This is a genomic window from Stenotrophomonas sp. SKA14 (assembly GCF_000158575.1).
Classification (GTDB): domain Bacteria; phylum Pseudomonadota; class Gammaproteobacteria; order Xanthomonadales; family Xanthomonadaceae; genus Stenotrophomonas; species Stenotrophomonas forensis.
In genome coordinates this window covers 2,355,510-2,375,612 of sequence record NZ_DS999412.1, presented here as the reverse complement: position 1 = coordinate 2,375,612, position 20,103 = coordinate 2,355,510, and the positions used below count along the sequence as shown (strand labels likewise).

The window sequence follows — 20,103 nt, the reverse complement described above, 5'->3', positions numbered from 1 at the left end:
CGGGTCGTCAGTCGCTGCCGGCGCGGCGGCGGCGGCGGCCCGGTCGCAGCAACGCACCATCGCCGGCTGCCAGCGTGGGCCGTGCCAGGTCACCACGCTGTACGCGGTCCAGTACCCGCCGTGAATTGGCCGCGCAATCAATGCCGTCCGGCCGCGCCTGGATATCCTCGATCAAGGCCAGCAGGTGCGCCCGGCTCTGCGCAAGGCGCAGTTGCAGCGCCTCGATATCGGCCACCTTCCGCCGCAGCATCGTGATCAGCGCATCGTGCTGCCACTGGCTCATGTCCGGCGGCAGCAGCGCGCGGATCTCTTCCAGGCTGAAGCCTGCGCGCTGCGCGCCGATGATCAGCTCCAGCAGCAGCACCGCCTGCTCCGGGTAGTCGCGGTAGCCGTTGGCCTGGCGCTGCACCACCAGCAGCCCGGCGTCCTCGTAGAAGCGGATGCGCGACGCGGCCAGGCCGGTGCGCCGCGCCAGTTCACCGATCTTCATGGGCCTGAATCCTCGACATCGACACCGCTTGACCTTCAATAAAACTTGAAGGTTAGCGTAGCGCCATTCCCCTGTCCCGGAGCTGTCCGATGTCCCTGTTCTCACCGCTGGCCCTGCCCTCGGGCGCGGTCATCCACAACCGCATCGCCAAGGCCGCGATGGAGGAAAACATGGCCGACGCCGACCACGCGCCCTCGGACGCGCTGCTGGAGTTGTACCAGCGCTGGGCCGACGGCGGTGCCGGGCTGATCATCACCGGCAATGTGATGGTCGATGGCCGTGCCATGACTGGACCAGGCGGTGTGGTGCTGGAAGACGACCGCCACCTTGATCGCTTCATCGCCTGGGCGGACACGGCCCGCGCGCGCGGCGTGCAGATGTGGATGCAGATCAACCATCCCGGACGGCAGATGCCGGCCGCGCTCGGCCAACCGGCGCTGGCGCCTTCAGCGGTGCCGCTGCAGATGGGGGCGTTGTCCAGCCAGTTCGCACCGCCGCGGGCAATGACCGGGGCCGACATCGAAGAGGTGATCGCCCGCTTCATCCGCAGTGCCGAGCTGGCCGAGCGTGCTGGCTTCAGCGGGGTGGAGATCCACGCCGCACACGGCTATCTGCTCAGCCAGTTCCTGTCGCCGCTCTCCAACCACCGCGATGATGGCTGGGGTGGCAGCCTGCAGAACCGAGCACGCCTGCTGCTTGAGATCGTGCAAGGGGTGCGCACTGCGGTGTCGCCCACGTTCGCGGTGGCGGTGAAGCTCAATTCCGCCGACTTCCAGCGTGGCGGCTTCTCGCCGGAGGACGCGCGCGCCGTGGTGGAGATGCTGGCCCCGCTGGGCGTGGATCTGGTCGAACTGTCCGGCGGTAGCTACGAAGCACCGGCCATGACCGGCGCCGCGCGCGATGAACGCAGCCTCGCACGCGAAGCCTATTTCCTTGAGTTCGCACGCGAGATCGCCACGGTGGCGACGATGCCGCTGATGGTCACCGGTGGAATCCGTCGCCACGCGGTGGCCGAGCAGGTGCTGGACAGCGGCATTGCGATGGCGGGCATCGCCACCGCGCTGGCGATCGAACCGGACCTGCCAAAGCACTGGCGGCAGGGGCGCGACGCGGTGCCAATGCTTCGCATCATTGGGTGGCGCAGCAAGCCGCTGGCGGCCAGCGCACACATGGCGGCGGTGAAGTACCAGCTGGGCCGGCTGAGCCGGCGCCGCCCCACCGCGCCCGGTGTCTCACCGATGTGGGCGCTGCTGCTGGCGCAGGCGGCGGGCAGGTGCCGGACCCGTCGCTACAGGCGCTGGATCGCCGCGCGTGCAGGCAGCCGCTGAACAGGCGGGCTTCTCATCGTGGCAGCGATGCTCCACCATCTGCATGACCGGCGGCAGTCCGCTCCCTATCGCAGCAGGCACAAGGAACCCACGTGGCAGCAGGACCGACCGGCAACCGCGAAAAACTGCTCGATGACCTGCTCTCGCTCGGCCGCAACTGGGCACTGGCGATTGCCATCGCCGGTGCCGGGGCTGCGGTCCATTACAGCGAATCGGTGTACGAGGCCGGCCTCTGGCGCGGGCTGCTGCCCACGCTGTGCTTCCTGGTCGCCATGATCTGGATCGTGCTCAGCATCATCCGCTTCGACCTGACCCTCCAGCAGCACTTCGAGCGCAAGCGCACGCGCTGGCTCAGCCGCCTGCTGTATATCGTGCTGCTGGGCACCGGCATCACGGCGGTGTTCTTCGTCACCGAACTGGCCGCCAACAACCACATCGCGCGGATGTGCGATTCGGTGGCCAACGAACCGGCAAGCCGCATCTACCGGTCGAGCGAATGCCAGCGCCTGTACCAGCATCGCGCGGCGTACCGGAAACGACTGGAATCGGTCGAGGGTGAATTCGACTGAGCAGATGCGCGGGCGAAGACGCACCTGGAGGTCCAGCAGGGAAGGATTCGAAATAGTTGTATGGACGTCATTGCAACGCGACGCCACGCTTTACTGTCAGAAAGCCGTGATCGAGCGCAGTCCATGAAGTTGCCCGCCCCTTCCCGTCGGCCCGTCCGGCCCCGGAAAATCGACAGTGAAGTTCGCATCTTCAGGCGCCATCACCAGTACGCCATGTTTGCCATCGGAGCCGTACCACTGGCAATACTCCTGTTCGCCGTCGCGCCCGAACTTGGACTTCTCCCTGCACTGGGTGCAGCAGCGGTATTCACGCTGTCGGCGCTGATCCTGGCCTTCGTTGCCTATCCCCCACGACGGGACCGGGTGGCACTGGAGCATGATCGCCTGGTATTCCAGCACCGCGCTCCCCTCCTGTTCGAGCAGATCCGGTCCTACAACCTTGACGATCATGTCGATCTGATCCTGATCGATGGACCGAGCGTGCTGCTCCAGCGCACAAGGGCATCGACGCATGAATTCTCAACCTTCCGGGACGCGCTGGCAGAGGCTCTCACGAATCGGCCCGCCACCCCTGCCACTGCTCCGCAACGCCGCTACTTCTTCGGTGCCTGGCCTGCACGCGTGTGGGGTGCGGTCCTGTTGCTGGCAACGGCGGCACTGGTGATCACAGGCCTGCTGCCTGGCTGGCCGTTGTACAAGGCGCCGATGCTCGGAATCGTGCCCGTGGTGGGCATTGGGCTATTGTTGTCGCGCCGCCGTCACTGATTCACCGATCACGTCGTCGGCGAAGAACACACAGCGTGGATATGCAGTCGGGCACAGTACGCGTGCCGCTCATGCCTTGGATCACCCCGGCCGCCATGCTTCATCCTTCTGCCCCCGCCCGTCACGATGCCATTGCCCTGCAGGCAGGCATTCTCGGCAGTGTGCTGGGCATTGCGGCGTTCAAGGCTGTTGCGCTGTCGGCGCTGGCCAGTGGATCACTGATGGTGATCGGGGTGTGGATGCTGGCCTGCGCCCTGCTGGGCGCCTGGGCCCTGGCCGCCTACCTGGCGTGTCTGGCGCTGAGCCGCCGTGTGTTCGTGCTGATGCTGGCCCTGTGCGTGGTGCTGATGGCCTGCATCGCCTGACCGCATCGGATGTCGGACTATCGCGCGATTGTTACAGAATAACAAGTGCAATCGGTCCGATTGCCTGTGCCCGGGGTCACGGATTGCAATGGCAGGGCCACTCCGGCACCACCCCGAGACCGCCCCATGAACCTGCCGCCCCTGCTGCGCACCTCACTCACCTTGTTTGCGTTGGTCTCGCTGGGTGGCTGCGCCACCTATGACGACAGCGCCATGCATCCGGCCTGCCAGGAATCGCCGCACCTGAAGGATCTGCCGCGCGACGTGGCCGCCCGCGAGAGCCGCTGCAACAAAGGCATGGAAGTGTGGTCGAGCGAGCGCAAGGGCAGCGACAAACCACTGGACCTGAGCGGCAAGAAAAAGGATCTGTAAGCGCAGCCGGCGCAGCCTTGGACCGGCTGCGCCGCCACGCGGGTCAAACGACGGACACCGTCCCGAACCAGCACTGCAACGCGTGAGCCAATCCGGCCGTGTCACCGCCCGCATCGCAGGCCCAGGCGACGATGCCATCGGGGCGCACCAGAACCGCGCCCAGGCCCGTCGCCTCACCCAGCACCGATCCCATGCAGACAGGGAGCGGCGGTGCATCGCCGGTGATGTCGCACGAGAGCGATTCAACATCGAACACGAGCAGCGCCCCCTGCCCGGCCCTCAGCAGCTCACCCGTGCGCCGGCCATCGGCCAGCGCGAAGTCCGGCACGCTGCGACCGACCAGCGGGTGTCCCTCGCTCAGCGCCAGCTGCTGCGTTACGCCCCACACCCGTTCGGCCAGATAGGTCGCGCCATCGCGGGTGTCGGCCAGATCGGCAATGACGGCCGCCAGCGCGCGCGAACCGGCGCCCGGTCGCATCAGCGCAACCTGCGCACGCGACCAGTCCAGTACCTTCGCGCCGATCGGATGCCGCTCGGCCTGATAGCTGTCCAGCAGGGCCTCGCCGGCGACCCCACGCACCACCGCCGCCAGCTTCCAGCCCAGGTTCATTGCATCGCCAATACCCAGGTTCAGCCCCTGGCCGCCCAACGGTGAATGCATGTGTGCGGCATCACCGGCCAGCAGCACGCGACCGTTGCGGTAGGCGCTGGCCTGGCGCGCGGCATCGGTCCAGGTGGTGGCCAGATGCAGCGCGGTGATCGTTGCATTGTGACCGGACACGCGCCGCAGCAGCGCTTGGGCCGACGGCAGGTCCAGCGCCGTGCGATGGCCAGCGCCGCCGTCGAAATCGGCGAGTGCCAGCACGCCCGGCGGGTTGAAATTGCACATGCCGTGCACGGTGTACTGGCGACCCGGCGTGAGCACCGATGGATCTTCCAGTTCGACGAGCAGGGAATGGCCGGTGAACTCCGGTTCGGTTCCTTCGAAGCTGAAACCCGATTGCTTGCGCACCGTGCTGCGGGCGCCATCGCAGCCGACCAGCCAGCGGCCGTTGACGGTGCCGTGTGCAGTCGTCTGCACAGCGACCTGATCCTCCTCCACCTGCACCGCCTGTACCGCGCAGCCGCGATCGATGTGCACACCCAGCCCGACTGCGCGCTCGGTCAATACGGCTTCCAGCGCCTGCAGCTCGATCGCCATCTGCGTGCCGACCGGCGTCGGCACGCGCCAGTTCCAGCGCCCGCTGTCCACGCTGTCCAACGCGAACGGAATGCCGGCGAAGTGGCCGCCCAACGGTCGCGGTTGCGCCAGCCAGTGCGCCGTGCCGGGCGGGGGTGCGCCCTTGTCCGGCTTCAGCACCTGGGCCGCGGCGACCGCGTCCAGCAGGCCGCGCCGATCCAGTGCCTCCAGGGTGGGGGCGTTCAAGCCGCGCAGGCCCAGCGGCAAGCGTTTCAGGGGTGATCCGGGGGACTCGGCCTGTTCCAGCACCCGCACCGAACAGCCCGCCTGGGCCAGTTCGCAGGACAGGAACAGGCCAACCGGGCCCGCACCGGCGATGACGATGTCGTACAGCATTGGGACTTCCTCGTGAGCACCGGACCGGCGCTCTGGCGATCAGAATGTTACACTCGGTGTACGTTTCCACAAGTGAACCTCCGATGACCCCACTCCCGGGCCGCCGCGAGCAGCGCAAGGCCGAGACCCGACAAGCGATTTCAGACGTCGCCACCGAGCTGATCATCCGGCGCGGCTTCGAGGCGGTGTCGATGTCCGAGATCGCCGAGGCCGCCGGGGTTTCGCGCAAGACGGTCTTCAACTACTTCGCCAGCAAGGAAGACCTGGTCTTCGACCGCGACGAGGAGGCGCGCGCTTTGCTGCGCGAGGGCATGCTGGCCCGCAACGACATGGCCCCGCTGGGCGCCTTCCAGTCGCTGGTACGGCAACTGCTGGACAGCGGCCATCCGCTGCTGCGGATCAACGCCGGCGCCGCGGCGTTCTGGGCGACCGTGGCCGACAGTCCCGTGCTTGTCGCGCACGCGCGCAGGCTGCATGCGCAACTGAGCGACGACCTCGCGCAACTGATGGCCGATGCTGCCGGCCGGCCCCCCAGCGATGCCGAGGCGAGGCTGGGCGCCGCCATGCTGATGGCGTCGATGGTGGCGGCGTACGAGAAGGGCCTGGCCAGCCACCGGCAGGGTGAAGACCCGCGCGAGGCCATGCTGCAGCTGATCGTGCGTGGCGCCACCGGGGTGCTGGTGGCCCTGGCAGGCACGCCGTATACAGACCCGGCGCTGCGTCCATAGCGCATTCGGGGGATAGGTCACGAAGTGTTGCAAATGCTAATCTTTCTCATTTGCAGCCACCCCACTTCGCCCCCATGCCCCTTTCCGCTTCTCTGCCGCGCGCCCTGTGCCTTGCGCTGGGCCTTTCCCTGACCTCTCTCGCACTGGCCGCCGAGACCCCGGCAGACGCCCCCAGGGACCTGGACAAGGTCGAAGTCCGCGGCCGTGCGCAGACCCTCTACCGCGCCACCGATGCGGCCGTTGGTACTCGTACCGACACCCCGCTGGAGCGGGTCCCGCAGTCGATCCAGGTGATCCCGCGCGAGCTGATCGACGACCAGGCCGCGCGCCAGGTGACCGACCTGTACCGCAGCATCAGCGGCATCAGCTTCTTCAGCTATGCCGGCGTCACCCTGCGTGGCTTCCGCCAGGAGAACGTGCTGTACGACGGCCTGCGCGGCGATCCCTATGCAGGTTTCTCGGTGCCGCAGCTGTTCAACATCGAGCGCGTGGAGGTATTGAAGGGCCCTGCCGGAGCGCTGTACGGCGGCGGCGATGCCGGCGGCGTCATCAACTATGTGACGCGCAAGCCGAAGGCTCGTGCCGAGCGCCGCATCGAGCTGCAGGTGGGCGACAAGGATTTCCGTGCGGGCTCGATCGAAGGCACCGGGCCGTTGAATGCCACCGGCAGCGTTCGCTATCGCGCAGGCCTGTATGCCGACAGCGAACAGGGCGTGCGCTGGAACGCCGACAGCGAAAGCGTGATCGGCGATGCGTCGCTGGCCTTCGATGTCGGCCAGACCGGCGAACTGGTGCTGCAGTTCACCGACATCACCCAGAACCTGGGCGGCAACCGCCTGCGCGGTGTGCCGGTGAACGATGCCGGGAGCTTCCTGACCGACCGCCGCTGGAACCACAACGAGGCCAGCGACTTCCTCGACATGCGCGCCAAGGTGGCATTGGTGCAGTACCGTTTCGCGCCGCGCGACACCCTTGATGTGGACGTTGCCGCACGCTGGTTCAGCAACAACGAGCACCAGATGTACCACGAGCCGATGGGGCTGATCGACCGTGACCGCGATGGCGTGGCCGAGTGGATGACGCGCCAGCTGCGCAACCAGATCCGCGACAACGAGGCGTTCACCGCCAGCGCGAATGCGGTCTGGCGGATCAACACCGGGCGCATCGAACACAAGGTGTTGTTCGGCGCCGATGTGTACCAGCTCGACGCCGACTTCACCGCGCAGACCGCCAACAGCGCCGACCTGGCACGCGGCGCCGGCCCGGTGCGCGGCATCGATCTGTTCAACCCGGTCTATGGCGCCAGCACCTGGCATGACTACAACCTGGCCGCCCTGCCCTGGCGCAGCACCTCCACACGCAGCAAGCGCTACGGCGGCTACCTGCAGGATGAGTTGGCGCTGGGCACGCGCTGGCACGTGCTGGCCGGGCTGCGCTGGGATGGCTTCAATGATGAGGACCGCCTGGGTGGCGGCAGCGTGGAAGGCAACGATCTCAGCTGGCGGCTGGGCAGCACCTTCAGCGTGCGCGAGGGGCTGAACGTATACGCCAACGTGGCCAGTGGCTTCGTGCCGCAGAGCGCGGCCAACCAGAACCCGGCCGCGGGCGGCCCGTTCGATGCCGAGCGCAGCAGGCAGTGGGAGGTTGGCCTGAAATCCCTGCTCGCCGACCGCGTGACCTTGAACGTGGCGGCCTACCGCATCGACCGCAGCAACATCGTGCAGTCCACCGGCGCGGTGATCGGCGGGGTGAACCAACTGGCCGCCCTGGGCCTGGTGCGCAGCACCGGCATGGAACTGGACCTGCTGGCCGACATCACTGAGCGCTGGGTACTGAATTTGACCTACGCCTACAACGACGCGCGGGTGAAGGACGCCGGTCCGAACGGCATCACCAATGCCTCCGGCGACCGTTTCGCCAATGCACCACGCAACAAGGTGGGGCTGTGGACGCGCTACGACCTGCCCTCGATCAACTCAGCGATTGGCTTCGGCGTGGATCATGTAGGAGAACGTGTCAGCCTCGACGGGCAGACGGTGAAGGCCTACACCGTGTTCGATGTGAGCTGGAAGACCACGTGGAAGCAGTGGCAGTTCCAGGCCAACGTCAAGAACCTATTCGACAAGGTGTACGCCGCCAGCGGCTTCATCGAGCGCAACGGGCACTTCCCGGGTGAACCGCGGCGGGTGTACGTGCAGGCGGCCTACAGTTTCTGAGGCGCCTGCCCTCTTCCCCAACAGGGCCCCGTGGTCTGACGGCGCTGCATGCGGCGCCAATTCAGGTATGCTTCCGCGCGTCCGGACCACGCTTGCGGGCGACCACCTGCACATCATGCGGTGCAGCACGGACGCGGCGGATCGGCCCACGATTCACCATGGATGTTTAAACGTAATCACAGGGGAAAATGGATGAAGAAGTTCCTGCTCGCAGCGATCCTCGCTGCGTCACTGGCCGGTTGCACCACCAATCCTCCGCTCAATTTTTCGGTTCCCAACGTTGGGGTCAGCAGCAAGAAGATCGACGGTGAACTGAAGTCGCTGACAGTCACCCTGGCGCGCCCGGACGAGGCCAAGGGCAAGATCCCGGCGCAGGCCCAGCACGAAGTGCCGCAGATGTGGCAGAACGCGCTGACCGAAGCACTGAACAAGATGGCGGTCTTCCGCGACGATGCGCCGGTGAAACTGAGCCTGTCGGTGAAGATCCTGGCCATCGACATTCCGAATTTCGGTGCATCGATGACCACCAAGACGATCGCCCGGTATGAGCTGATTGACCGCGCCACCGGCAGCATCGTCTACACCCAGGATGTCAGCGCCTCTGGCGAAGTACCGTTCAACTATGCCTTTGCCGGTGTCATTCGCGCTCGCGAATCGATCAGCCGCTCGGCGCAGAACAACATCGCCCAGTTCCTGCAGGCGCTGGAGACCGTGGACATTACCAAGCCGATGTTCCCGAACAAGCAGGAAGCGCCGTGAAACGCCTGCTGCTGGGTGCATCCGTTGCCGCAATGCTGACGGCCTGCGCGCCCAACGTGCGAACCGACAGTTACTCCATCGGTTCGGTGGGACAGGTCAATCGAACCGTAGGCGGCACGGTCATCAGTGTTCGCTCGGTGAGCATCGACGGCAGCCAGGGGGGCGGCGCGGTCGCCGGCGCAGCCGCTGGCGGCGTTGCCGGTTCGACCATCGGCGGTAGCGATCAGGCGGCCGCCATCGGTGCCATCGGCGGCCTGGTGGTGGGCGCGATTGCCGGTGCCGCGTCCGAACGCGCACTTTCCAAGACGCAAGGCCTGGAGTACGTGGTACAGACGGAGAACGGCAACCTGATGACGGTTGTGCAGGGCCCCGACCCGGTGTTCAGCACCGGCATGCGGGTCCTGGTGCTGTATGGATCGCCCTCGCGCATCATTGCCGATCCGCGTCTAGCGAAGACAGCGCCGTGAACCCCAACGATGCCCCTTCCGAGGGGCATCGTTGTAGTGGACATCGAGGGGGTGCCTACCCACTTCCCCCGCCAACCTCAGTGCGAGCAGGACACCAGCATCGAGCGGGTGGCCATCTGGGTAGAGGTGAAGCCGTTCTTGTTGCCCACCGCGATGGCGTTTCCTTCATCGCCATCCTTGCTGAAGACCACATAGCCCCCCGGGCACATCTGCCCGGCCTTCTCGTAGCAGCCACTCCAGGAACTGGAGCCGCTGCAGTCGATGGACACGCCACGGCGGCCATCGGGAGTGACGGTCATCCTGGCGGTGGTACAGCCGCCCAGCGCGGCAACGAACAACAGCGGAACGAACAACTTCATGGGCACTCCAGGGTTGGGGATCAGCAGACGGGCGCCAAGGCTGGAGTGCCCGGATTGCGCGAACCTTGCGCCAGATGGCCGCACCGCTGCAGGGTTCCCCCTGCGTTGGCACGCCATGTTCACGCAATGTTCCTGTAATACGGTGCCGGCGCCTGCCGAAGTCCCCCGCGCCCCTTCCCGCCCAATTCCCGCCGATGCACATCCTGCTGATCGAAGACGAAGCCGAACTGGCTGCCACCCTGAAGTCCGCCCTGCAGCGCGAACGCTACGTGGTGGACCTGGCCAACACGCTGGCACTGGCCCGCGAAGCGGCGCTTTACGGGTCACACGATCTGGTGCTGCTGGACCGCACCTTGCCCGATGGCGACGGGCTGGGCCTGATTCCGGTGCTGCGCGGGCACAACCCCGGGGTACCGATCATCGTGCTCAGCGCGTTGGGACAGTTGCCGGACCGCATCGCCGGCCTGGACGAGGGAGCCGACGACTACCTGGCCAAGCCCTTCGCGCTGGAGGAACTGTTCGCGCGGATTCGTGCAGCCGGGCGCCGGCCGGGCGGCATGCAGGTAGAGCCGGTGAGCATCGGCCGGCTGCTGTTCGACCCCGCCTCGGGCGAGGCCACGGTGGGTGGACAGCGGCTGGAGCTTCCACGCCGCGAGATCCGGGTGCTGGCCGCCCTCGCCCGCCGGCTGGGCCGCACCGTGCTGCGCGAGTCCATTGAAATGGCGGTGTATGGCTTCGACGACGGCATCCATTCCAACACGCTCGACTCGCATGTCTCACGCCTGCGGCGCAAACTGGCCGACGCCGATGCCGGGGTGGAAATCCATGCCATCCGCGGTGTCGGCTATCTGATGCGGGAAACGAAGTAATGGCGCGACGCCCCTCCCTGAAGCGCCCGCTGATCGTCAAAACGCTGATCTACCAGCTGCTTGCGTTGCTGGTTGCGTTCTTTGCGCTGCTGATGGTGCTGGTGCGTGCCGACAGCGGCGGCTACTACACCATCCAGACCTTTGCCCCGGTGGCCGCAGAGGCCGTTCACCGCGACAGCACAGGCGAACTGTATGTGGAGCACACGCCTGAGCTGTCCGAGCTGCTGAAGATCGTCCCCGGTGCGTGGTTCATCGCCGAGGATGAACATGGCCACCATGTGACCTTCGGCCATGTTCCACCTGCCTACGCATCGCTGGTGGGCGCCCTCGACGGCATTCCCTATGGCGACCTCCGCGGACGCGACCGCAGCGATGGCCTCGCGGTGGCGATACGCCAGCACAGTGGCCCGGCCGGCAAGCTGACCATCATGGCCCATGGCGAAACCGATTCGCTGACCTGGCAGATGGCGCTGGCCGCACACATCATCACCCTGCCGATCTTCCTGCTGCTGGGCCTGGCCACCCTCATCCTGACCCCGATCATCGTCCGTCGCGCCCTGGCCGGTGTGGAACGCATCGCGCAGGAGGCCCGCAACATCTCCGCCAGCCGTCGCGGCATCCGCCTGACCGAGACCGCCGTACCGGTGGAGATCGCTCCGCTGGTGACAGCGGTGAACGAAGCGCTGGACCGGCTGGACGAGGGACACGAGCGGCAGCGTCGCTTCATCGCCGCCGCCGCCCATGAGCTGCGTACGCCGATCGCGATCCTGCGGGTCAAGATCGATGCCACCGACGACGCCACGTCCCGCAGCCTGGCCGTGGAAGTCGCGCGGCTGGCGACGCTGGCCGAGCAACTGCTGGACCTGCACCGCATGGAAGAAGCTGGACCGAAGGACTCGCTCAACCTGGCCCGCGTGGCCAAGCGGGTCGTGGCCGATCTGGCGCCGCTGTTGATCCAGTCCGACAAGACGGTCGCCGTCGCGGTGGAACCGAATTTCCCGGTGCTGGGCGAGGCCGGCGCGGTGGAGCGCGTGCTCTCCAACCTGGTGTTGAATGCAGCAGAGCATGGCGGGCGCCACATCATCGTGCGCGTGCAGGGCAGCTGCCTGGAAGTGGAGGACGACGGCCCCGGCATTCCGGTCGACCAGCGCGAACGGGTGTTCGAGCCCTTCCAGCGCCTGCGCCCACGGCAGACCGGCGCCGGGCTGGGGTTGAATCTGGTGCGGCAGGTGATCGACCGGCATGGCGGCCGCGTCACGATTCTGGATGCACCCGGCGGCGGCGCTTTGATCCGGGTCGAGTTCCCGCTGCATCCTGGCGTCAGCAGCGCGCCCCCATCGGAGCGCTGAGCGCACCCCGCCTGTGGGTCTGACTGCCCGCTGTCCACGCGTGGCGACCGGGGGCGATGCGCAAGGTTGCGGCAATGTTCGCCGCACAGCATCTGCAGGCGCGGCATTGCTCATGATGCCGCGTCCGGGTCTGACAGGAAGCCTGCATGTGACACAGGGAGCGCATCCCCCTTCGTCTTCCACGCGTACTCCACCCCCCGGCTGTACGTCCAGTCTGACCGCGGCAGCGTGGAATCATCGCGCGCGAACGTGGCGCAAGCATGGAGGGAAGCACTGGACGCACTGGCTGCGGACGCCCGCCGAACCGGAGCGGGTGGACGCCCTGATACGCCTGGCCGGCGCACTGTTCCTGCTGTTGCCGGGCATGGCCCTGGTGGCTGCAACATTCCGCCAAGCGCTGGGAACAGCCGCCGCCATCGTACTGTTCGTCACCCTGCATGCGGGGCTGCATATGCTGGCGGTGTGGCGCGAGGCAGTATGGCGACCCATTCCTTCGATGCTGCGCGCGCTGCACGCGCATGCAGCCGGCATGATGCTGGCCGTCACGTTGCCGGTCATCGTCCTCGGTGCCACAGGCCCGAGGCCGCTCAGCACGTCAGCCTGGCTGCTGGCCGGCGCGATATGCCAGCTCTGCAGCCTGCGCCGCGTGTCGCAACGCCTGCGCCACGTCCTGCTGGCGCTCGGCAGCGTGCTGCAGTTCATCGCGGTGACCCTGCTCGCACTCGGCACGGTGCACGGATAGGCCCGCACCACCGCAAGGTTCACGCAATCCAGCGCATCGAGACTCGACGACCATCCACGCCCGCCGGCGTGCATCCCATCTGTCGCGAGGACCCACGATGCCCTGTCTTTTCTGGATGCTGAGCCGATGAGCGCCGTACCGCGCAAGCGTCGCCGCGTGCTCATCATTGCCGCCGTACTGCTCTGCACCGCGCTGCTCCTGTTCGCCTGGCTGCGGCCCGCACCGCCGCCGCACCTGGAGGTAGCGCCGGTCATCCGTGGCAACATCGAACAGGTGGTGGAAGCCACCGGCACGCTGAAGCCCTCGCGGCTGGTGAGCGTGGGCGCGCAGGTCTCCGGACGCATCGAAACCCTGCATGTGAAGCTGGGCGACAAGGTAAAGGCCGGTGACCTCATCGCCGAGATCGACTCGCGCACCCAGCGCAATGCGCTGCAGAGCGCGCAGGCCGCCCAGCGCAGCGCCCGCGCGAACCGCGATGCCCTCGCCACCGATCTGCGCCAATACCAGCTGACGCTTCAACGCCAGCAGGCACTGGTGTCAAGGCAACTGGTCGCACGCGCCGACTACGATGCGGCCAAGGCCAAGGTCGATGCCACGCGGGAGCAGATCGCCGCACTCGATGGCGAGGTGGTGCAGCGGCAGACCGATGTGGATGTGGCACAGACCAACCTGGGCTACACCCGCATCACCGCGCCCACCGATGGCACCGTGCTGGCCGTGGTCGCGCGCCAGGGCCAGACCGTCAATGCGGTACAGAGCGCACCGACCATCGTGATGCTCGGCAACCAGGACGTGATGACCGTCTACGCCGAGATCTCCGAAGCAGACGTGGTGCACACCGCGCTGGGACAGGAGGCATTCTTCACCATCCTGGGCGACAACGGCCGACGCTACAGCAGCACGCTGCGCGACATCGCGCCGGCACCGGAGTCGATCACCAACGAAGACACCTCCGGCTTCAGTCCGGCAGGGGCTTCGGCGGGCGCCAGCCGCACCGCCATGTACTACAACGGCCAGTTCGACGTGGACAACGCCGACGGCCGCCTGCGCAGCTACATGACCGCGCAGGTGCGCATCGTACTGGGGCGTGCCAAGGGCGTGCTGACCATTCCCTCGGCCGCGCTGGGGGCGCGCGCCACCGATGGCAGTTACAACGTGCAGGTACGCGACGCGGATGGCCACCCTGCCCCGCGGCGCATCACCTCCGGGCTGGACGACCAGATCAACGTGGAAGTGCGCAGTGGCCTGCAGGAAGGCGAGCAGGTGGTCCTGGCCCAGGCCGGCGATGCCGCCGCCACAGCCGCCGCACAACCATGACGGACGCAGAGAACGACGCACCGCTGCTGCGCGTGCGCGGCATCCGCCGTGAATTCGCCGCTGGCGAACAGACCCTGGTCGTGCTCGATGGCATTGATCTGGATATCCGTGCCGGTGAGCTGGTGGCCATCGTCGGCCAGTCCGGCTCGGGCAAGTCCACCCTGATGAACATCCTGGGCTGCCTGGACCGGCCCTCGGCCGGCGCGTATCAGATTGCCGGTCGCGAGACCGCGCAGATGTCGCCGGACGAACTGGCCGAACTGCGTCGCGAGCACTTCGGCTTCATCTTCCAGCGTTACCACCTGCTGACCGACCTGACCGCGCTGGGCAATGTGGAAGTGCCGGCCATCTATGCCGGCCAACCCAGCGCCGACCGCCATGCCCGCGCGCAGGCGCTGTTGCAGCGGCTGGACCTGGGCGAACGCATGCAGCACCTGCCCGGCGAGCTGTCCGGCGGGCAGCAGCAACGCGTGTCCATCGCGCGCGCGTTGATGAACGGCGGCGCGGTGATCTTCGCCGATGAGCCTACCGGCGCTCTGGACACCCAGTCCGGCAAGGAGGTGATGAAGATCCTGGGTGAACTGCACGCCGAAGGCCACACCGTGGTGCTGGTCACCCATGACATGGCCGTGGCCGAGCATGCGCAACGCATCATCGAGATCCGCGACGGGCGCATCGTCGATGATCGCCCTACCGCTGCCGCGACAGCGGCGGCGTCCAGCAACCCAGCCACCCTGCAGGTGCGCAGCGAAGGCAGCGGCTGGCAGGCGCTGCGCGACCGCTTCGGTGAAGCCTTCCGCATGGCCCTGCGCGCGATGAACGCGCACCGCATGCGCACCTTCCTGACCATGCTCGGCATCATCATCGGCATCGCCTCGGTGGTATCGGTGGTCGCCCTGGGCACCGGCGCACGCCAGGCCATCCTGTCCAACATCGCCTCGCTGGGCACCACCACCATCGAGGTCTACCCGGGCTCCGGCTTCGGCGATGTGCACGCCGCACAGGTGGAAACCCTGACGCCCGGCGACAGCACGGCACTGGCCGGGCAGCCGTTCGTGGACAGCGCCACGCCCGGCGTCGCCAGCAGTGGCACCGCCCAGCGCGGCAACCGCTCGGCCAACGTGCAGATGCAGGGCGTGAGTGAACAGTACTTCCGCGTGCACGGCCTGAAGCTCGGGCAAGGCCGCTTCTTTGGCCAGCCCGCCGTCGCCGGCTACCAGCAGGTGGTGGTAATCGATGCCAACACGCGTGCACGGTTCTTCGCCGCACAGGAAGACCCGATCGACCAGACCCTGCTGCTCGGCAACGTGCCGGTGCGGGTGGTGGGCGTGGTGAAGAAGGAGGCCGGGGCCGTCGGCGATGCCTCGCTGCTGCAGGTCTGGGTGCCCTACACCACCGCCATGGCGCGCATGCTGGGGCAGAGCCATGTGTCCAGCATTACCGTGCGCGTGTCCGACACCGTCGGCATGCAGGCGGCGGAGGCCGCCATCGGCCGGCTGCTGGAGCGCCGGCATGGGCGGCGTGACTTCTACATGAGCAACAACGCGCAGATCCGCACGTCGATCGAGCAGACCACCCGCATCCTCACGCTGATGATCAGCTCCATTGCCGCCATCGCGCTGGTGGTGGGCGGCATCGGGGTGATGAACATCATGCTGGTGTCGGTGACCGAACGCACCCGCGAGATCGGCGTGCGCATGGCGGTGGGCGCGCGCCGCAGCGACATCCTGCAGCAGTTCCTGATCGAATCAGTACTGGTCTGCCTGCTCGGTGGCGTGCTGGGTATCAGCGTGGCGCTGGCGCTGGGGGCCGCGCTGGCACTGGCTGATATCGGCTTCTCGCTGGTGTTCTCGAGCACCTCGATCCTGGCCGCGTTTGCCTGCAGCAGCCTGATCGGCATTGGCTTCGGCTTCCTGCCGGCACGCCGCGCGGCGCAACTGGACCCGGTGGAGGCGCTGGTGCGCTGAACGACGCGCATTCCACAAGAGCGACTACAGGTTCGCGCAATGTCCGCGCGCTGTACTGATACGACCGACACAGCCGCACAGGAGCGGAACGATGTTTCAGAAGACAGGACGTACAGCGTTGCTGCTGGGCGCCGCACTGCAGCTGCTGGTGCTGCTGCCCTACGCGGGCGACGCCCATGCACAGGACCGCGATAGCTACCGCTCCGGCTGGGACCGGGGCTATCAGGACCGCCAGCGCGACGAATGGGAGCGCCGCGAACGCGAACGTGAACGCGAGCGGCGTGATGACGACAAGGCCAAGCGCGTGGTGGTGGGCGTGGTCGGCGCGGCAGTGGTGGCCGGCGTGATCGCCGCCGCGGCCAAGCGCGAGCGCGAAGCCCGCGAACGTGCCGACTACTGCATGAACCGCTACGGCAACTACGACCGCCGCAACGACACCTACCGTGGTTCGGATGGCTACACCTATCCCTGCCGCTGACCTGCCCTGCATTCCGAAGGAACCGACCGCATGAACAAGACGCTACTCATCATTACCCTATGTGCCGCACCGCTCATTGGCCACGCCGCCAGCGGCGACCCGAAGCAGGCCTATATCGACTCCAGCTTCGCCGTCATGGACAGCAACGGCGATGGCCGCATCGACAAGGCCGAGTACGCGAAGTACCAGCAGGCACGCTTCAACAAGCAGGCCGACTCCATCGACGCCGCGTTCAAGGAAATGGATGCCGACAAAGACGGAAAGATCAGCAGGAAGGAAGCCGCCGTGGTGCCGGAAATCGAGAAGTATTTCGCGGGGCTGGATACTGATGGCGATGGCTATCTGTCGCTGAAGGAAATGCAGCAGGCCATGGTGGCCGCGCAGACGGCAGACGCCCCGGCGAAGTAACGCCTTGGTACGGGGTCAGCGCCTGATCGTGCGGCATTGGCGGATGCCAGGTTGCATCGCTATGGTAGGTGCCCACCTTGGTGGGCACGGCTCCGTCACCACGCGCGAGCGCCAGAGCGCCCCGCAGAATGGGCCTCCAGCCGGTAGCGCGCGGCAATCAGCGCACCTTGTACAGCACCGCCGCACCCGGCCGCGGCTCGAACGCCGGCACCGTCTGCTGGGTGAGCGCGGTGCCCTTGGCATCCCACACCAGCGTCTCCACCGGGTGCTCATCCTTGCGGGTCATCTGGTCGATCTTGGCCACGACCACCGTCGCAGCGGCCGGCACTTCCGGATTCCAGCCGAACACACCCACACGGCCATAGAACACGGCGGGCGCGGCGGCATCCAGCCGGCGGTCCGGGCACATCACCAGCCCACGATCGAGCATGACGCGCAGTGCACCGACCGGCACCTTCTTCACGGTAGGTGCCGTGCGCTCGGTGCTGTGGCCAGGACAGACATTGGCCGCGCGGGTGACCATGTCCTCGGCTACCTGGCGGTCGGATTGGGCAAAGGCCACGGCCGGGATCAGGCAGAGGCCGAGCAATACACGCGTGGACGTCCGGGTCATTGCAGGTTCCTGTAATGGATGCCAAGCGAACTTAGCAATGCCTGCCCTCCGAGTTGCAAAGACCGCGTGAGGCTGCAGCACAACCCCGCGCAACCTGCGCCATCACGGAACCAGGCAGCGCTCCACCTGCAGCGACAGCACGTGGCAGGCGTTGAACAGGCCTTCGACCAGCGCTGCGGACGGGCAGCAGGCGGGATCATCGCTCTCGCGGGCCACATGCGCGGCGTGCAGCATGGCGGTCAGCGCGGTGATGCCCGAGGCACTGCGGGTGGCCAGGGCCAGATCGAAGGCGCGACCGGGGCTGAGCCGGGTTTCGGTCCAGGGCTGGCCATCGGCTCGCAGATTCTCACCGTGGCCTTTCAAGTGCGCGAAGAACGCCGACGGCGCGACGGACTCCGCGGATTCGCAGAGTGCCGCTTCAAGCGTTTCGGCCAGGGCGGCGGGAAGATCACGCGCGGCGGCGCCGAGCAGCTGGCGCAGGCGGGGAACATCGGGAGTACGGTCAGGCATGACGGCAACCTCACGGTGTGGCCACCTGCAGATGCGAGGTGGCGGACGGTGCGGGTTGGCGTGCCGGATACGTAGTACGAAAGCCGGCGGGTCCTAGAACCCCCACGCACCGTCCGCCATGAACTGGCAGGGGGTGCATTGTCATGGCTGCAGCGAAGGCTGCAAACACGACGCCGTGTACTACGTAAGTTCGGGACGCCAATCCCGGCCAGGGCGGGTGCCTTGGCGCGGCGATGATTGGCGCACTCGTTCGTAGATGAAAAGTAGGGAAATGCCGCGCCGACGTGCAGTCGCGGTACTTGCGTCATGTCGTGGCGAGTTGTCCATCAAACGCACCAGATGGAGCGGCAATGTTCGCCTGCAGATGGCTTGGCGCTGTGGATGCAGGCAAGGCGAACGCGACACAGCTGATTCACCCTCCCCTATAGGCAGCTCATATCGGAACAGAGCAGGTGTCGCGTTCGACCCTTGAAGACTCTGCTGTTCCGACATCAGAGATCGAACCCGCACTTCCAATAAACCCGCAATCGCCTATTGCAGTTGGGCTCCGGCGTGCTTGTCGCAAAAGCCACTCGAAGCAACGCCGAACTGCATCGGATTCTGCCGACCGATCAGCAATGGAAGCGATTCATGGCACGGAACTGGATTGTGATGGGAGACCCGACCTCCAGCGGTGGGCGTGTAATCACTGCGTCGAACCAAACCGACATCGAGGGCATGGGCGTTGCACGCGTGGGCGACAAGGCGACGTGCCCGCACATGCACAAAGGGGTGTTTGCGATTGTCGAAGGTGACAGCACGATCATCATCGATGGCCAGCCTGTTGCGCTGGACGGATGCGCGCTCGCGTGTGGCTGCAGGGTGATGTCAAGCAAACAGCTCAGGGTGTACGTATCCAATACTGCCACCACAGGCGGGACTGCCAGCCCCAACATGGCCGGTACGCAGCGTGCTGAAACGCCGCTGGCCAGCAGCCACCGCCTTCAGTTCGACCAGGCTATCCGTTTCACCGGCTCACAGGGCATGCCGTTGCGGGAACTTCCCTACACGCTCCATCTGGCGAACGGCCAGACCTTCTCCGGAATAACCAACGCACTGGGCGAGACGTCACGTGTTTCAACCCGCGAGAGCGTGGCGGTGGTGCGCGCGGAGTTGCGTCCACCCAGCGCCATGAGCGGTTGTTGCGAACGCACCTTGTTGGCCGGGATCGATGATGCAGCGGTTTTTGATGTCGATGGTGTGATTACTACCTCTGACACCATGGGAACGTCGATCGTACCGGTGCAGGTACCAGGCCATGAACGCGGCTTGACACAAGGCGAGATCGAGATGGCACAGCTGGTGTTCGGCGATGCGATTGACTACAGCCTGGTGAGGATTCACAACCATGGTTACTGGATGCTGTTTGGGATGCAACCTGAGGACACGGTGGTTGCCCCCAATGGCGAGATCTACTTCCCGAAAGACCTGTACATTCATGATTACTCTTCTGGCGATCTTCGTAACCAGCAGCTTTTCATCCACGAAATGACCCATGTCTGGCAGCATCAGCTCGGCTACAACGTGAAGCTGGTGCGTGGACCGCGACCGAACATGAGCTACGACTATGTCCTCGATGACGTGCGCCTGCTCCACGACTACAACATGGAGGCGCAAGGCGACATCCTCGCTGACTACTTTCTCGTTGCCTTCCGTGATTCACAAAGCAAGATGAGCAACACAAGGTATCGAACCACATTCGGCATCCATGCCCAGTTGAAAGGCGACCTCTCACTATTCCTCGCGTCAACTTCCGACAAGCGCAACCTCCCGAGGACCACACGATGATCAGACAAGCATGGTTCCTTTTGGCAATC

Annotated in this window: 22 protein-coding genes; 17 read left to right on the top strand and 5 right to left on the bottom strand. The window is 66.2% G+C overall.

All coding sequences use genetic code 11. From position 1 onward, the window contains the following. Positions 1–7: 7 nt before the first annotated feature. Positions 8–490: a MerR family transcriptional regulator gene (locus tag SSKA14_RS10815; RefSeq protein WP_008264635.1), complete on the bottom strand. Its 483-nt coding sequence runs from the start codon at positions 488–490 to the stop codon at positions 8–10. An 89-nt stretch (positions 491–579) separates the two neighbouring features. On the opposite strand from SSKA14_RS10815, the gene SSKA14_RS10810 reads away from it, so the two are divergent. The 5 genes from SSKA14_RS10810 (at position 580) to SSKA14_RS10790 (ending at position 3,889) form a co-directional block, all read left to right on the top strand. Then, positions 580–1,818 (top strand): NADH:flavin oxidoreductase/NADH oxidase family protein, encoded by a 1,239-nt coding sequence (locus tag SSKA14_RS10810; protein WP_008267256.1) that lies wholly within the window; start codon positions 580–582, stop codon positions 1,816–1,818. A gap of 92 nt (positions 1,819–1,910) precedes the next feature. Next, the gene (locus SSKA14_RS10805) at positions 1,911–2,387 is read left to right on the top strand and encodes a membrane protein (protein WP_008267031.1); all 477 of its coding nucleotides are present in this window, start codon (positions 1,911–1,913) and stop codon (positions 2,385–2,387) included. 123 nt (positions 2,388–2,510) lie between these two features. After that, positions 2,511–3,152: a hypothetical protein gene (locus tag SSKA14_RS10800; protein ID WP_040007454.1), complete on the top strand. Its 642-nt coding sequence runs from the start codon at positions 2,511–2,513 to the stop codon at positions 3,150–3,152. A 95-nt stretch (positions 3,153–3,247) separates the two neighbouring features. Continuing rightward, positions 3,248–3,517, top strand: a complete 270-nt coding sequence (locus SSKA14_RS10795; protein WP_008268235.1) for a hypothetical protein — start codon at positions 3,248–3,250, stop codon at positions 3,515–3,517. 126 nt (positions 3,518–3,643) lie between these two features. Next, on the top strand, positions 3,644–3,889 hold the full coding sequence (locus SSKA14_RS10790; RefSeq protein WP_008265544.1) for a hypothetical protein: 246 nt from the start codon (positions 3,644–3,646) through the stop codon (positions 3,887–3,889). Between the two features lie 43 nt (positions 3,890–3,932). On the opposite strand, the gene SSKA14_RS10785 is transcribed toward SSKA14_RS10790, so the two are convergent. Then, the gene (locus tag SSKA14_RS10785) at positions 3,933–5,465 is read right to left on the bottom strand and encodes an FAD-dependent monooxygenase (protein WP_008266030.1); all 1,533 of its coding nucleotides are present in this window, start codon (positions 5,463–5,465) and stop codon (positions 3,933–3,935) included. Between the two features lie 83 nt (positions 5,466–5,548). On the opposite strand from SSKA14_RS10785, the gene SSKA14_RS10780 reads away from it, so the two are divergent. From SSKA14_RS10780 to SSKA14_RS10765, 4 genes are all read left to right on the top strand, one after another. Further along, positions 5,549–6,193 carry a TetR/AcrR family transcriptional regulator gene (locus tag SSKA14_RS10780; RefSeq protein WP_008267419.1) on the top strand — a complete coding sequence of 215 codons (645 nt, stop codon included), beginning with the start codon at positions 5,549–5,551 and terminating at the stop codon, positions 6,191–6,193. 74 nt (positions 6,194–6,267) lie between these two features. Further along, positions 6,268–8,409: a TonB-dependent receptor gene (locus SSKA14_RS10775; protein ID WP_008268288.1), complete on the top strand. Its 2,142-nt coding sequence runs from the start codon at positions 6,268–6,270 to the stop codon at positions 8,407–8,409. Between the two features lie 192 nt (positions 8,410–8,601). After that, entirely contained in the window at positions 8,602–9,168 is a 567-nt protein-coding gene (locus tag SSKA14_RS10770) for a hypothetical protein (protein ID WP_040007452.1), read from the top strand. Further along, entirely contained in the window at positions 9,165–9,635 is a 471-nt protein-coding gene (locus SSKA14_RS10765) for a membrane protein (protein WP_008267438.1), read from the top strand. The genes SSKA14_RS10770 and SSKA14_RS10765 overlap by 4 nt, the downstream gene beginning before the upstream one ends. A gap of 77 nt (positions 9,636–9,712) precedes the next feature. On the opposite strand, the gene SSKA14_RS10760 is transcribed toward SSKA14_RS10765, so the two are convergent. Then, positions 9,713–9,994 carry a hypothetical protein gene (locus SSKA14_RS10760; protein WP_008266215.1) on the bottom strand — a complete coding sequence of 94 codons (282 nt, stop codon included), beginning with the start codon at positions 9,992–9,994 and terminating at the stop codon, positions 9,713–9,715. 194 nt (positions 9,995–10,188) lie between these two features. Between SSKA14_RS10760 and SSKA14_RS10755 the strand changes: the two genes are divergently transcribed. The 7 genes from SSKA14_RS10755 to SSKA14_RS10725 all read left to right on the top strand — a co-directional run bounded on the left by SSKA14_RS10755 (position 10,189) and on the right by SSKA14_RS10725 (position 17,124). Continuing rightward, positions 10,189–10,863, top strand: a complete 675-nt coding sequence (locus SSKA14_RS10755; protein ID WP_008265878.1) for a response regulator transcription factor — start codon at positions 10,189–10,191, stop codon at positions 10,861–10,863. After that, positions 10,863–12,212, top strand: a complete 1,350-nt coding sequence (locus SSKA14_RS10750) for a HAMP domain-containing sensor histidine kinase (protein ID WP_008265868.1) — start codon at positions 10,863–10,865, stop codon at positions 12,210–12,212. The genes SSKA14_RS10755 and SSKA14_RS10750 overlap by 1 nt, the downstream gene beginning before the upstream one ends. A 313-nt stretch (positions 12,213–12,525) precedes the next feature. Continuing rightward, on the top strand, positions 12,526–12,954 hold the full coding sequence (locus SSKA14_RS10745; RefSeq protein ID WP_008265932.1) for a hypothetical protein: 429 nt from the start codon (positions 12,526–12,528) through the stop codon (positions 12,952–12,954). A gap of 126 nt (positions 12,955–13,080) precedes the next feature. Continuing rightward, complete coding sequence (locus SSKA14_RS10740) at positions 13,081–14,271, top strand: efflux RND transporter periplasmic adaptor subunit (protein ID WP_008266257.1); 1,191 nt, start codon at positions 13,081–13,083, stop codon at positions 14,269–14,271. Then, on the top strand, positions 14,268–16,238 hold the full coding sequence (locus SSKA14_RS10735; RefSeq protein WP_008266417.1) for a MacB family efflux pump subunit: 1,971 nt from the start codon (positions 14,268–14,270) through the stop codon (positions 16,236–16,238). The genes SSKA14_RS10740 and SSKA14_RS10735 overlap by 4 nt, the downstream gene beginning before the upstream one ends. A 91-nt stretch (positions 16,239–16,329) precedes the next feature. Then, a complete protein-coding gene (locus SSKA14_RS10730; protein ID WP_040007450.1) occupies positions 16,330–16,716 on the top strand; it encodes a hypothetical protein in 387 nt (128 codons plus the stop codon). 30 nt (positions 16,717–16,746) lie between these two features. Continuing rightward, positions 16,747–17,124 (top strand): EF-hand domain-containing protein, encoded by a 378-nt coding sequence (locus SSKA14_RS10725; protein ID WP_008264805.1) that lies wholly within the window; start codon positions 16,747–16,749, stop codon positions 17,122–17,124. 157 nt (positions 17,125–17,281) lie between these two features. Here SSKA14_RS10725 and SSKA14_RS10720 read toward each other — a convergent pair whose 3' ends face one another. Together SSKA14_RS10720 and SSKA14_RS10715 are read right to left on the bottom strand one after the other, a co-directional pair. Then, positions 17,282–17,737: a hypothetical protein gene (locus SSKA14_RS10720; protein WP_050413366.1), complete on the bottom strand. Its 456-nt coding sequence runs from the start codon at positions 17,735–17,737 to the stop codon at positions 17,282–17,284. 102 nt (positions 17,738–17,839) lie between these two features. After that, complete coding sequence (locus tag SSKA14_RS10715; RefSeq protein WP_008264932.1) at positions 17,840–18,247, bottom strand: hypothetical protein; 408 nt, start codon at positions 18,245–18,247, stop codon at positions 17,840–17,842. Positions 18,248–18,877: 630 nt separating this feature from the next. Between SSKA14_RS10715 and SSKA14_RS23035 the strand changes: the two genes are divergently transcribed. Further along, the gene (locus SSKA14_RS23035) at positions 18,878–20,074 is read left to right on the top strand and encodes a PAAR domain-containing protein (RefSeq protein WP_050413365.1); all 1,197 of its coding nucleotides are present in this window, start codon (positions 18,878–18,880) and stop codon (positions 20,072–20,074) included. Positions 20,075–20,103: the final 29 nt, after the last annotated feature.